At 63.2% G+C, this 13,486-nt stretch carries 12 protein-coding genes; 6 read left to right on the top strand and 6 right to left on the bottom strand.

The genetic code is table 11. The features are described from left to right. Positions 1-6: 6 nt before the first annotated feature. From N5P29_RS15515 to N5P29_RS15500, 4 genes are all read left to right on the top strand, one after another. Positions 7-1,530: an acetaldehyde dehydrogenase ExaC gene (locus tag N5P29_RS15515; RefSeq protein WP_262275707.1), complete on the top strand. Its 1,524-nt coding sequence runs from the start codon at positions 7-9 to the stop codon at positions 1,528-1,530. Positions 1,531-1,625: 95 nt separating this feature from the next. After that, positions 1,626-2,648 (top strand): alcohol dehydrogenase AdhP, encoded by a 1,023-nt coding sequence (adhP, locus tag N5P29_RS15510; protein WP_262275706.1) that lies wholly within the window; start codon positions 1,626-1,628, stop codon positions 2,646-2,648. Continuing rightward, positions 2,648-3,064 (top strand): DUF779 domain-containing protein, encoded by a 417-nt coding sequence (locus tag N5P29_RS15505; protein ID WP_262275705.1) that lies wholly within the window; start codon positions 2,648-2,650, stop codon positions 3,062-3,064. Before adhP ends, N5P29_RS15505 begins: the two co-directional genes overlap by 1 nt. A 164-nt stretch (positions 3,065-3,228) precedes the next feature. Continuing rightward, entirely contained in the window at positions 3,229-4,785 is a 1,557-nt protein-coding gene (locus N5P29_RS15500) for an APC family permease (RefSeq protein WP_262275704.1), read from the top strand. Between the two features lie 124 nt (positions 4,786-4,909). Here the strand turns inward: N5P29_RS15500 and N5P29_RS15495 are convergent, their stop codons facing one another. The 4 genes from N5P29_RS15495 to N5P29_RS15480 all read right to left on the bottom strand — a co-directional run bounded on the left by N5P29_RS15495 (position 4,910) and on the right by N5P29_RS15480 (position 8,458). Beyond that, positions 4,910-5,545, bottom strand: a complete 636-nt coding sequence (locus N5P29_RS15495; RefSeq protein WP_262275703.1) for a DUF2461 domain-containing protein — start codon at positions 5,543-5,545, stop codon at positions 4,910-4,912. A gap of 136 nt (positions 5,546-5,681) precedes the next feature. Next, positions 5,682-7,166 (bottom strand): catalase, encoded by a 1,485-nt coding sequence (locus tag N5P29_RS15490; RefSeq protein WP_262278603.1) that lies wholly within the window; start codon positions 7,164-7,166, stop codon positions 5,682-5,684. A 14-nt stretch (positions 7,167-7,180) separates the two neighbouring features. Beyond that, positions 7,181-7,660, bottom strand: a complete 480-nt coding sequence (locus tag N5P29_RS15485) for a Fur family transcriptional regulator (protein ID WP_144659320.1) — start codon at positions 7,658-7,660, stop codon at positions 7,181-7,183. A 30-nt stretch (positions 7,661-7,690) separates the two neighbouring features. After that, on the bottom strand, positions 7,691-8,458 hold the full coding sequence (locus N5P29_RS15480) for a hypothetical protein (RefSeq protein ID WP_262275702.1): 768 nt from the start codon (positions 8,456-8,458) through the stop codon (positions 7,691-7,693). 57 nt (positions 8,459-8,515) lie between these two features. Here N5P29_RS15480 and N5P29_RS15475 point away from each other — a divergent pair, with 57 nt between their 5' ends. After that, positions 8,516-9,787 carry an MFS transporter gene (locus tag N5P29_RS15475; RefSeq protein ID WP_262275701.1) on the top strand — a complete coding sequence of 424 codons (1,272 nt, stop codon included), beginning with the start codon at positions 8,516-8,518 and terminating at the stop codon, positions 9,785-9,787. Positions 9,788-9,911: 124 nt separating this feature from the next. After that, positions 9,912-10,781 (top strand): zinc metalloprotease HtpX, encoded by an 870-nt coding sequence (htpX, locus tag N5P29_RS15470; RefSeq protein WP_144659323.1) that lies wholly within the window; start codon positions 9,912-9,914, stop codon positions 10,779-10,781. Positions 10,782-10,868: 87 nt separating this feature from the next. Here the strand turns inward: htpX and efeB are convergent, their stop codons facing one another. Both efeB and efeO read right to left on the bottom strand, forming a co-directional pair. Continuing rightward, complete coding sequence (efeB, locus tag N5P29_RS15465) at positions 10,869-12,275, bottom strand: iron uptake transporter deferrochelatase/peroxidase subunit (RefSeq protein ID WP_262275700.1); 1,407 nt, start codon at positions 12,273-12,275, stop codon at positions 10,869-10,871. After that, positions 12,272-13,444 (bottom strand): iron uptake system protein EfeO, encoded by a 1,173-nt coding sequence (gene efeO / locus N5P29_RS15460; RefSeq protein ID WP_262275699.1) that lies wholly within the window; start codon positions 13,442-13,444, stop codon positions 12,272-12,274. The genes efeB and efeO overlap by 4 nt, the downstream gene beginning before the upstream one ends. Between the last annotated feature and the right edge of the window lie 42 nt (positions 13,445-13,486).

Below are 13,486 nucleotides of genomic sequence, written 5' to 3'. Positions count from 1 at the left end.
CTAGCAATGACCGTTTACGCACAGCCGGGTGCCGAGGGTTCGAAGGTCACCTTCAAAGACCGTTACGAGAACTGGATCGGCGGCGAATGGGTTGCCCCGGTCAAGGGCGCCTACTTTGAGAACATCACCCCGGTGACGGGCAAGGCATTCTGCGAAGTTGCCCGGGGAACGGCCGAGGACATCGAGCTCGCACTGGACGCAGCCCACAAGGTGGCGCCGTCCTGGGGAAAGACCTCCGCGACCGAACGCGCCGCGATCCTGAACAAGATCGCAGACCGCATCGACGAGAACGTTGAACTCCTGGCCGTCGCCGAGACCTGGGACAACGGAAAGCCGGTCCGCGAGACCCTCAACGCCGACATCCCGCTGGCCGCAGACCACTTCCGCTACTTCGCCTCGGCCGTCCGTGCCCAGGAAGGTGGGCTCTCCCAACTGGACGAGGACACCACCGCATATCACTTCAAGGAGCCCCTGGGCGTTGTCGGCCAGATCATCCCGTGGAACTTCCCCATCCTCATGGCCGTCTGGAAGCTGGCACCGGCACTCGCGGCCGGAAACGCGGTTGTCCTCAAGCCTGCCGAGCAGACGCCCACGTCCATCCTGGTCCTCATGGAACTGATCAGTGATCTCCTGCCGGCCGGCGTGGTCAACGTGGTCAACGGATTCGGCGTCGAGGCCGGCAAGCCGCTGGCTTCCAGCCCGCGCATCCGCAAGATCGCCTTCACGGGCGAGACCACCACGGGACGGTTGATCAGCCAGTACGCCTCCAACAACCTCATCCCCGTCACCTTGGAGCTTGGCGGCAAGAGCCCGAACATCTTCTTCGATGACGTCGCCGCCCAGAACGACGCCTTCTACGACAAAGCACAGGAAGGCTTCACCCTCTTCGCGTTCAACCAGGGCGAAGTCTGCACCTGCCCGTCCCGTGCTCTGGTCCAGGAAGGCATCTACGACTCCTTCATGGCCGATGTCGTGGCCCGGACCAACAAGATCATCCAGGGCAACCCGCTGGATACGGAAACACAGATCGGTGCACAGGCCTCCAACGACCAACTGGAGAAAATCCTGTCCTACATCGACATCGGAAAGCAGGAGGGCGCCAAGGTCCTTACCGGTGGTGCCCGGGCCGAGCTCTCCGGTGACCTGGCTGGCGGCTACTACGTCCAGCCCACCATCTTCGAGGGACACAACAGGATGCGGATCTTCCAGGAGGAGATCTTTGGCCCGGTAGTGTCCGTCACCAAGTTCAGCGACTACAACGACGCCATCGGCATCGCGAACGACACCCTCTATGGACTGGGTGCCGGCGTCTGGTCGCGCAACGGAAATGTCGCCTACCGCGCAGGCCGGGAAATCCAGGCCGGCCGCGTGTGGGTCAACAACTACCACGCCTACCCGGCAGGTGCCGCCTTCGGTGGCTACAAGTCCTCAGGCATTGGCCGTGAAAACCACGCCATGATGCTGGACCACTACCAGCAGACCAAGAACCTCCTGGTCAGCTACAACGAGAACAAGCTCGGCTTCTTCTAGGAGTTTTTGTACAGCAAATGCCCTTATGGAGCCTTCTTAAGGGCATTAGCTGTACAAAAACTCCAATTATTCGCAGGGATCAAAGGAGATCGTTAATGTCGAACACGATGCAAGCAGCAGTAGTCACGGAGTTTGGAACCGACCTCACGGTCAAGGAGGTTGAACGCCCGACGCCGGGTCCCGGCCAAGCGCTGGTCCGCCTCCTGACGTCGGGGGTATGTCATACGGATTTGCACGCCGCCGAAGGCGACTGGCCGGTCAAACCCACGCCACCGTTCATTCCGGGGCATGAGGGAGTGGGCGAAGTGGTCGCTCTCGGTGAGGGCGTCACGGACGTTGCCGTGGGCGATCTGGTGGGAAACGCCTGGCTTTGGTCCGCCTGTGGAGACTGCCAGTACTGCCGGACCGGCTGGGAAACCCTGTGTGAGTCACAGCAGAACGGCGGCTACAGCGTCGATGGTTCGTTTGGTGAGTACATGCTGGTGGACACCCGATTCGCAGCCCGTATTCCGGAAGGCTCGGACCCCGTGGAGGTCGCTCCGGTCCTCTGTGCCGGCGTGACAGTATACAAGGGTCTCAAGATGACCGAGGCCAAACCGGGACAGTGGGTCACCATTTCCGGCATCGGCGGCCTGGGCCATATCGCGGTTCAGTACGCGGTGGCGATGGGCCTGCGTGTTGCCGCTGTCGACATCGCCGACGACAAGCTGGCGCTGGCAAAGGAACACGGTGCCGAGCTGACAGTCAACGCGTTGCATGAGGATCCCGCCGAGGTGATCCAAGGGGAAACCGGCGGCTGCCATGGGGTTCTGGTGACGGCCGTGCACCCCTCGGCCTTCGGTCAGGCCATCGGCATGGCCCGGCGAGGCGGAACGATCGTGTTCAATGGCCTTCCCCCAGGGGATTTTCCGGCGCCGATCTTCGAGATTGTCCTCAAGGGCCTCACGGTCCGGGGTTCGATTGTGGGCACCAGGCAGGACCTTGAAGAAGCACTGGAGTTCTACGCCCAGGGGAAGATCAAGCCAACGGTCTCAACCCGGGAGTTGTCCGAGGTCAACGCGGTGTTCGACGAAATGAAACACGCAAAGATCGACGGCCGAGTGGTTCTGAAATTCTGATGACCAGCTCTGCATTGGAAGCTGCGGTGACGCTGCCCGGAGAGGATTTCTCCCGGGTGGCGCTCACCGCGGCGTCCGTGGATCTTCTCCGCACGTTGTGGGCGCAGCACGGCCCGTTGATGTTCCATCAATCCGGTGGCTGCTGCGATGGCTCCGCACCCATGTGTTATCCGGCGGGGGAATTCCTGACAGGCGATTCGGATGTCCTTCTGGGCCGGTTCGAACTCGGCACTGCCTCGGAGCCACAGCCCTTGGAATTCTGGATGTCCCGGGAACAGTTCAACTACTGGTCCCACACCCATCTGACAGTGGATGTTGTTGCCGGGCGGGGGAGTGGGTTCTCAGTAGAGGCACCCGAGGGTAAGCGGTTCCTCATCCGGTCAACACTGATGGACTGGGATGTGCAGGGAATCTAGGTCACGGCTGGTGTGATGCGGGCAACGCGCCATCATCACACCAGCCACAGCTGTCACAGGAAGCACGGGCGCGTCTCACTATCTGGGATAAATATGGCCGTCCATTGGTCGGACACTATTCTTGATAGGTCCTATACCACCACCCTCCAGAATGTGGCATTTTTATGAACATTTTCAGGACCAAGTCGATTGAGCAGTCGATCGCCGATTCCGACGAACCCGGTCGCAAGCTCAAGCGCAGCCTGAGCACCTGGGACCTCATGATCATGGGCGTCGCCGTTGCTGTTGGCGCCGGTATCTTCTCGGTGGGCGCCAAGGCTGCCGCCAACTTTGCCGGCCCCGCCGTCACCATCTCCTTCGCCATCGCCGCTGTCACTTGCGCTCTGGCCATCATGTGCTACGCCGAGTTCGCCACCGCGATCCCCGTGGCCGGTTCCGCCTACGTCTTCACGTACGCCACCATGGGCGAGGTCCTGGCATGGATCATCGGCTGGAACCTCATCCTTGAACTCTTCACCGCCGCAGCCGTGATCGCGAAGTACTGGGGCATCTACCTCAGCACAGTGTTCGGCTTGATGGGAGTGGAGATGCCGCCCTCCGTCAGCGTGTTCGGCTTCGACCTCTACTGGGGCGCTTTCCTGATCGTCGCAATCTTTACGGTGCTGCTGGTGCTGGGGACAAAGCTGTCCGCCCGCGTGGGCAACGTCTTCACCATGATCAAGATCGCTGTCGTGCTGTTCGTGATCGTGGTGGGCTTCAGCTACGTGAAGTTCTCCAACTACACGCCGTTTGTCCCGGCCTCCGAGCCTACGGCCGGCAACGGTGCGGCCGACGTCATGAAGCAGTCGTTCTTCGGCTTCCTGACCGGTGCCGCTCCTGCGCAGTACGGAACCCTCGGAATCTTCGCCGGCGCTGCACTGGTGTTCTTCGCCTTCATCGGCTTTGACGTGGTGGCCACGTCCGCAGAAGAGGTCAAGAACCCGCAGAAGACGCTGCCCCGCGGCATCTTCGGCGGCCTGGCGCTGGTCACCCTGCTCTACATCCTGGTCTCCCTTGCGTTGACCGGCATGGTCTCCTACACCCAATTGGCTGAGGTCAAGAACCCGACGCTGACCACCGCATTCGAGGCCGTGGGCAACACCGACGCAGCCAAGGTCATCGCCTTCGGCTCCCTGGTGGGCCTGACGACCGTGATCATGGTGCTCCTCATGGGCCTGTCCCGCGTGGTTCTTGCCATGAGCCGCGACGGTCTGCTGCCCCGCTCCCTGTCCAAGACCAGTGATAAGCGGGCTACCCCGGCCCGCCTGCAGATCATCTGCGGCGCCGCTGTTGCAATTGTTGCCGGTGTGACCAAGGTGGATCTCCTTGAGGAAATGATCAACATCGGAACCCTTTCGGCCTTCGTGATGGTCAGCCTGGGCATCCTGGTACTCCGCAAGAAGCGTCCCGACCTCAAGCCTGCCTTCCGCGTGCCCTTCGGCAAGGTTCTTCCCTGGGTCTCGGCAGTGTTGTGCCTCTACCTCATGACCAACCTGGCCGTGGAAACCTGGATCTTCTTTGCGATCTGGCTGGTCATCGGCATGGCGATCTACTTCGCCTACGGCCAGCGGCACTCCAGGCTCAACGAGAAGTTCGCTTCCGCCAAGGCCTCCGTCGATGGCCGCACGGAAAGCCGACAGACCGACGGCGACGAGGACGAAGACAACCTCTCCAAGGTCTGATTGCGTCCGCCTGCACGTTGATGCGGGACGCAGCTTGTCAGACAGCTACCTGCTTTTCCATCACGGAGACGCCCGGGAACCATTGGTTTCCGGGCGTTTCTGCGTCCCGGGGCCGCCAACATCCTTACGGTGCCGCGTGCTCGCCAACCCATTCCACCAGGGGCCGAAGCACCTCCCAGCGGGCAGCGATTTCGTCCTTGGCCGCAGCAGTGGACAACCATTCCGGCTGCCCCACCTCCACCCCGGCCGACAGCGACTTGTGCTTGAGCAACTCCGCCCTCGGATGGTCCCTGTCGAAACCGCGGGGAATGGTCTTCAACTTCTCCCCTTCAATCGCGAACCCTGCTTCCGCTACGTCGTCGATGATCTTTTGCAGCTCCTGACCACTCTCAGGAGCATCCACTGCTGCCCGGAAGCGGGCAAGCTGCGCCGGCGTGTGGGAATGGTAACCGCCGCCAATGAGGAGCCCGTCTGCGCTGATCTGCACGTAGTAGCCAACGCCTTCCTTGGTGGCAGCAAAGGCGCCCTGCGCGGTCTTATACGGCGACTTGTCTTGGGAGAACCTGATGTCCCGGTTGGGGCGGAAGATCTTTGCCGGCCCGAACCTGGGCTCCAACTCCGCAAGGAGAGCTGTCAGCGGCTCCCTGACCTCGGCGTCGTACGTGCTTTTATGCTCCAGCCACCACTCACGGTTGTTGTTCTCTTCAAGGTCCTCGTAGAAGCGGAAAGCGGCTGTCTGAATGCCTGTGAATGTGTCCATGAAGGGATCCTATGAATCCCCAGGACTGATCAGCCATAGGTAGAGCCTGCTATGTGGAAAGAACCGGTTATGTGGAAAAGCAAAGAACACCCCGCCGCGGATGGATCCGCAGCGGGGTGTTCTGAAAGCCGGACGCTTAGAGCTTGTTGGCTGCTTCAGCGTCGGACGTGGTCTGGCCAGCGCCGAGGTTGGCGCGGAGCTTGGCGCCGAGTTCGGCGTCAACGTTGGTCCAGTACTGGATGGCGCGTTCCTTGATGTCGGCGTTCTTCACGCCACCAACGGCACCGGTGATGGTGTCGAGGAAGCGTGCCTTGGCGGCCTCGTCGTAGACCTCGCGGTACAGGGTACCGGCCTGGCCGAAGTCGTCATCCTCGGCGTGCAGGGTGTGCGCGGAGAGGGTGAGCTCGCCGTCGTTCTCCCAGCCACCGGCGGGGGATGCGGGCTCAACAGCAGCCGGGCCGCCGACGGAGTTCGGTGCGTAGACCGGAGTGGACGGGGCGTTGAACAGGTAACGGCCCTGGCCATCCTGGCTGTAGTTGTTGACCTGGTTCTTCGGCTGGTTCACCGGGATCTGGGCGTGGTTGGTGCCCACGCGGTAACGGTGTGCGTCGGCGTAGGAGAAGATGCGGGCCTGCAGCATCTTGTCCGGGGAGGCAGCGATGCCCGGCACGAAGTTCGACGGCGCGAAGGTGGCCTGCTCGATCTGCGCGAAGTAGTTCTCCGGGTTCTTGTTCAGCTCCATGGTGCCCACGTGGATCAGCGGGTAGTCGGAGTGCGGCCACACCTTGGTGAGGTCGAACGGGTTGAAGCGGTACGTCTTGGCGTCCTCGTAGGGCATGACCTGGACGTGCAGTTCCCACGACGGGAAGTTGCCGGCTTCGATGTTCTCGGAGAGGTCGCGGATGTAGAAGTCTGCATCCGAACCGGCCAGTGCTTCAGCCTGCTCACCGGTGATGGAGTTGACGCCCTGGTTGGACTTGAAGTGGTACTTGACCCAGAAACGCTCACCAGCAGCGTTGATCCACTGGTAGGTGTGCGAGCCGTAGCCCTGCATTTCACGCCAGGAAGCCGGCAGGCCGCGGTCGCCCATGAGCCAGGTGACCTGGTGTGCGGACTCGGGGGAGAGGGTCCAGAAGTCCCACTGCATGTCAGCGTCGCGCAGGTGGGTACCCGGGAGGCGCTTCTGGGAGTGGATGAAGTCCGGGAACTTGATTCCGTCGCGGATGAAGAACACCGGGGTGTTGTTGCCCACGAGGTCGTAGTTGCCCTCGGAGGTGTAGAACTTCACGGCGAAACCGCGGGGATCGCGCCACGTGTCGGGGGAACCGTTCTCGCCTGCAACGGAGGAGAAGCGAATCAGCATGTCCGTCTCGGCACCCGGCTGAAGGAAAGCTGCCTTGGTGTAGGCGGAAACGTCGGAAGTGGTCTTGAACGTACCGAAAGCGCCGCCACCCTTTGCGTGCACAACACGCTCCGGGACGCGCTCGCGGTTGAACTGTGCGAGCTTTTCCACCAGGTAGTGGTCGGTCAGGATGATGGCACCGTCAGCGCCGACGGACTTGGAGTGCGCGTCGGAAGTGACAGGGGCACCCGACTGTGTGGTCGAGATGTTCGCGGTCATCATTCTCCTTTTTCTTATTTCTGGGTTACGGAAGGTAGTACGGGCAGCTGTTGTTTGGCCTGGCAATCCTGGCAGATGCCCTGGTAGAGGACGTCTGCGATCTGGATGGTCATGGGCTTGGAATTTTCATTCCAGTGCGGAGTGAGGCACGGTGCGTGTCCCACTGCGCAGTCCACGTCCTCCACCTTGCCGCAGCTGATGCAGACGGCGTGGTGGTGGTTGTCGCCAACCCGGGTTTCATAGAGGGCCGGGGAGTGCGGGGGCTCGAAACGGCGCAGCATCTGCAGGTCCGTGAGATCGCTGAGAACCACATAAACCGACTGCGCCGTCAGTTCGGGAAGTTCTTCGCGGGCAGCGGCAAGGATGCCTTCTGCCGGGGAATGCGGGTGGTGCTGGACCGCGGCGAGCACTGCCAGCCGCTGCTTGGTCACACGCCGGCCATGGGCATGCAGGGCCGCCGCCCATGCTTGCTGCTCAGCAGTGTGATCCGTCATGCATCCATTCAAACACTTATTTTGATAAGTTCACAATAAGGTGAGGCTAACTTCCGGTGAACGCAATAATTCCAGGAGCGGATTCACGTCCTCAGCCGCGGATCTGCCCAGCGCATGGATCCGCAGCGGCATCTCCGGGATCCGTGATTCGAGCGCTACGCAACTGAAGCCGCTGACTCCAAGGGGCATTGGCAAGGCGCCCAGGGATGCGGCGATGGCAAGGAGGTCAGCCGGCCTGAGCTCCCGGATCGACGCCGCCCCTCCCGCGGGCTCGATCACCGTGTGGCGGCGTCCCGCAGTTACAGTCCGGGCCGGTTCGAGGACAGGTACGACGGCGGCCTCCGCCGCATGTTCGACGGCCCGGCCCGCTGCGGGCCACCCGCTGCGCAGCACCTCACGAAGTGCCTGGTCGGTTTCTTCCAGGCCGGACTCCGGCAATGCCACCCGACGGTGGGCCGGCAGCGACAGCTGCTGTCCCGGCGTCGTGGTTTCTCCAGCCCATCGACCAAAGAGGTGGAACGTCGGCGTCGACGACTCGGCCACCGGTTCCCCGAGACTGGCGCCCAAGGGATGCCATTGGTAGGCGAACATGACGGGGCACTCAGCTGCTCCGAGGACCTTCGCCAGGGCTGTCCGCGCAAGCTGGTGGCAGAGCAGCCAATCCGCCGCTGACGGGAGGGCGAACTCAATGGAGGGATCTGACAAACGGATCACCACGTGTCCTGCCGTGAGGGGATGGTGTGGCCGGGCGATCTCCCAAAAGTCCGAACGGTACAGCAAGCGTCGCGACATGACCATGTCAACTCCTTCCCCGGGGTGAGCCTACCAAGCCCCGGGGCTGGTTAGGGTTGGACGGTGGCAAAACTACTGGCAGACATAACTCCGCTCAGGGAGAGTCCTGCTTTTCGCCGGCTCTGGCTCGGGGCATCCGTGGCGGCCATCGGGACCCAACTGACCCTTGTGGCCGTCAGTCTGGAGGTCTACCGGCTGACCCAGGAAAGCCTCTACGTAGGATTGCTGGGCATCTTCGCGCTGGTTCCGCTGGTGATCGCAGGTCTCTACGGCGGCTCCATCTCCGATGCCTACGATCGCCGGAAAGTGGCCCTGATCGCCTCGCTGGTCCTATGGCTGACCACGGCCGGGCTGGCTCTGCAGGCGTGGCTGGAGATCGGGAACATCTGGGTGCTTTATGCGCTGGTGGCCATCCAAAGCGGCGCGCAGGGCATCAACGGACCGGCCAGAAGCGCGATTATTCCGCTCCTGGTCCGCAAGGACCTGTTGCCGGCCGCAAACGCCCTGAACATGCTGACATTCGGTCTCTCGATGACCGCCGGACCGCTGTTGGCCGGAGTGCTCGTGGCCACGATCGGTTTCGGGTGGACCTACACCATTGACGTCATCAGTTTCACCTTTGCGCTCTGGGGGCTTTTCAAGCTGCCCCCGTTGCCACCCTCCAAGGATGCAGTGCGGCCCGGATTCCGTTCAGTGGTGGAGGGGTTTCGCTTCCTGGGCGGGCGGCCGAATGTCCGCATGACCTTCGTCATTGACCTCATCGCCATGATCTGCGCACAACCCAGGGCGCTGATGCCGGCCATAGGTGCTGTGATGATCGGGGGAGGGGAGACGACCGTGGGTGTGCTGCTCGCTTCCACAGCCGTGGGCGCGTTCCTCGCGGGCCTCTTCTCCGGGCCGCTGGGCAGGGTGCGCCGGCAGGGCAGCGCGGTGGTGTGGTCGGTGATGGGTTGGGGCGCATCGATTGCAGGTTTTGGCCTGGTGGTGCTCCTGGCTGGAGACTCGGGACGTAACGGAACCGCACCTTGGCTGATACCGGCGGCGCTCTGCTGTGCGCTCGCCGGTATTTCCGATTCCGTGAGTGCTGTCTTCCGCACCACCATCCTCCAGGCCGCCACCCCGGACCATTTGCGCGGGCGGCTGCAAGGGGTGTTCATTGTGGTGGTCGCGGGCGGGCCACGGGTGGGGGACATGCTGGCCGGTGGAGTGACGAAGTTCCTCAGTGAAGGCGGCGTGCTGCTGTTTGGCGGCGTTCTGTGCATCGTGCTGGCGTGGCTCGCCTCGCGCATCCAACCCGGGTTCGTCGCCTACGATTCGAAGCACCCGGTGCCGTAGCACCCGCTGCCGTAGCCGCCGCTGCCGTAGCCGCCGCTGCCGTAGCCGCCGGAACAGGGCGACCGGCGTCGGCGTTAAAGCTAAAGAACCCCCGCAAGAGGCGAAGAAAGAGGACGAAGGAAACGTGCACAAACACAACAATGGACTCAAAACCGCGGCACTGTTCGGCGTGCTGTGGGCGGTGTTGTTGGGTTTGGGTGCCATCATCGCCTCAGGAACCCGCAGCACCGCCCCCATCTGGATCATGGCCTTGATCGGCGTCGGTACCACCGCGTACGGGTACTGGAACAGCGACAAAATCGCCATCCGCTCCATGGCCGCGTACCCGGTGACAGAGGCCCAGGCGCCACAGCTGTACCAGATCGTCAGGGAGCTGTCCGTGCGGGCCAACAAGCCCATGCCGCGGATCTACCTGTCACCGACCATGACGCCGAACGCCTTCGCTACCGGGCGCAATCCGAAGAACGCCGCTGTGTGCTGCACTGAAGGAATCCTGCACCTCTTGGATGCGCGGGAACTCCGGGGCGTGCTGGGGCACGAACTGATGCACGTTTACAACCGCGACATCCTCACGTCCTCGGTGGCGGCAGCCGTGGCCGGCGTGATCACCTCGGTTGGCCAGATGCTGCTGATCTTTGGCGGTGGTGACCGGCGAAATGCAAACCCCCTTGCCACTATCGCCATGGCGCTGCTGGCACCCTTTGCCGCCTCACTCATCCAGATGGCGATCTCCCGCACCCGCGAGTTCGACGCCGACGAGGACGGTGCCGAGCTCACTGGCGATCCCTTGGCACTGGCTTCGGCCCTGCGCAAGATCGAGTCCGGGGTGAGCCAGTTGCCACTTCCGCAGGACCAGCGTTTGGTCAATGCCTCGCACCTCATGATCGCCAACCCCTTCCGCGGCGGCGGCATGCGGCGCATGTTCTCCACCCACCCGCCCATGAAGGAACGGATCAGCCGGCTGGAAAGGATGGCGGGGCGCCCGCTCTCCTAGGGACCCAACACGTTGTGAACCCGCTGATCCGTTGTCGACCAACGACGGAAAAGCGGGCCCGCAACGGCAGTGGAGCCAGCGCAGGCACTAGGTGAACAACCCTTCGCCGATATACCCGCCCTGCTGCACGCCCGGGGGCACCGCAAAGAGGCCGGACCCTGTGTGCTTCAGGTACTCCACTGACAAGGTGTCGCCCTTGGCCAGGGACAGCTGCATGGGGACGTAATGGGTCCGCGGATCCTTGACGAACGCGATGAAGAACAGGCCGGCATCCAAGTGCCCGAGTCCGTCCGAGCCGTCGGTGAAGTTGTAGCCGCGGCGCAGCATGCGGACGCCGTTGTTCTGGTCCGGATGAGCCAGGCGCATGTGCGAATCCATGGGGATCAACGGCTCGCCATTGCGTCCGGCCATGGCGAAGTCCGGCGTGCTGAACTCGTCGCCGCCGGACAGGGGAGCCCCCACGCCCTTCGTACGGCCAATCAGGCCTTCCTGCTCCCGCAGCGAGGTACGGTCCCAGATTTCAATGTGCATCTGGATCCGTCGTGCCACCAGGTAGCTGCCACCGGTCATCCACTGCTCAGCCGCGGGACCATCGCCAGCCACCCAGACGTGCTCGTCGAGGAGGGTGTTGTCCTCTACTTTGAGGTTGTTCGTGCCGTCCTTGAAACCGAACAGGTTGCGGGGCGTCACCTGGGCACGGGAGGTCGAGGAAGTGCGGCCGAACCCGAGCTGGGACCACCTCACCCGGACTTTTCCAAATCCGATCCTCGCCAGATTCCGGATTGCGTGGACGGCCACCTGCGGATCATCCGCGCAGGCCTGGACCACGAGGTCACCGCCAGTGCGGCCCGGCTGCAGGTCATCGCCGGGGAAGTGGGGAAGGTCGATCAGGGCGGCCGGACGCCGCCCCTCCAGACCGAACCGGACTTTGCCATCCTTCCCAAACAAGCCTGCGCCAAAGCCAAACGTCAGGGTCAGCTTGGAAGCTGCCAAATCCAAGGCCTCGCCAGTGTCTTCCGGCGGGGCATCATAAGGGCCGTCGACGGCGCCGGTCTTGCCGGTTGGATCGCCGGCGGTCATCGCCTGGGCCGCGGCAGTCCAGTCCTTGAGGAGCTTGATCAGTTCCTTGCGGTCCTCCGTGGTCACATCGAACGCTGCCATGTGCAAACGGTCCTGGGCAGGCGTGGTGATGCCCGCCTGGTGTTCGCCAAAGAACGGAACCACGGCATCCCCGGCAGCAGGCACAGCGGGTGCTGCCGCCATCGCCACCGCGTCATGACCCAGGAAACCTGCGGCGATTCCTGCCACAGCTCCGGCGCCGCCCACGCCAGCGAGAGAGAGCAGGCCCCGGCGCGACATCCGTGCACCGCCGGTAGCAGCGGCAGCCGCGGTACCGCCGTCGGACGCCTTTTGGGACTTTACGACGTCGACCGGCCCACCGGAACGCCCGACGTCGGCCGGCTCACCGGTGTGGCCGAAAGGGCAGCCGCTCACAGCACCACGGCTGAGGTGAGCTTGGAGAGGGGCTCACCCAGCGAGTCGACCAACGATGCCAGGGCCTGGACCTGCTCCGGGCTGAGCTCGTTGTAGTAGGCGAAGCCATCGCCCTTTGCGTGCTTCTTCAGTTCGGCCTGCAGTGCTGTGAACTTCCCGTCCAAGGACTTGGAGAGCTCTGCATCCTTCTGTTCCAAGGCCGGCTTCAGGCTCTCGAAAGCGATCCGGGCGCCGTCCACGTTCGCCTGGAAGTCCCAGAGGTCGGTGTGGGACCAGATCTCTTCTTCTCCCGTGACCTTGCCGGTGGCTACCTCATCCAGGAGTTCCTTGGCGCCGTTGCCCAGCTTGTCCGCCGTGAGTTCCACGGTGCGGGTGCGCGTGGCGAGGTCTTCGGTGTCGGCGACGAGTTGCGTGGAGATGGCGGTGCGCTCTGCGGGGGTCAACGCTGTGTAGCCTGCCGGCGGGAAGAGGTCCTTTTCGGCGCGGTGCCAGCCGGTCCATTCCTGGCCGGGCTCAAGGTCTGCTTCGCGGGCATCCAGCTTGGGGTCGAGGTCGCCGAAGGACTCAGCGACGGGTTCGATCCGTTCCCAGTGCATGCGGGTTGCCGCGTAGAGCTCGCGGGCCTTGGCTGCATCACCGGCGGCGAAGGCTTCCGCGAAGGCCTTGGTGCCGGTGACGAGCTGTTCGGTCTGGTCCTTGACGTAGGCGGCGTACTGCTGCGTTCCGGTGTCCACCAGCTTCTGCAGATCGGCGTCCACGCTTGGCTTGTTGCCGGATTCCTTGACCTCGAACGAGGCACGGATGCCGTCGCCCTGCATTCCGGGCTTGCACGCGGTGGTGTACTTGCCAGCGGGGGCGGTGACCACCAGGTTGCGGGAAATTCCCGGGCCGATGTTTTCCACTTCGCCGACGATCCGCAGTCCGTCTTCGGCCAGCAGGTAGAACTCGGTTACTTCGGTGCCCTCGTTCTTCACCGCGAAGGTTAGGTTGCCGCTCTGCGCGGTAGCCGAGGACACCTTGCACTCATTGGCAGTGCTGCTGACCTGGATGGGACCGTCCGTGGCGGCCGTGGTCTTCGCGTTGTCGGTGCAGCCGGAGAGGGCCAACGGTACTGCTGCTGCGGCGCCAATCACGGCAAGTGTTCTGCGGAGCTTGGGTGAAGCGGGCATGGGGAATCCTTTGTCTATCGGTGGCGCGTGAGGGGAGGGTTC

It is taken from the genome of Paenarthrobacter sp. JL.01a (assembly GCF_025452095.1).
GTDB lineage: Bacteria > Actinomycetota > Actinomycetes > Actinomycetales > Micrococcaceae > Arthrobacter.
This window is presented reverse-complemented; position numbering and strand designations above follow the sequence as displayed.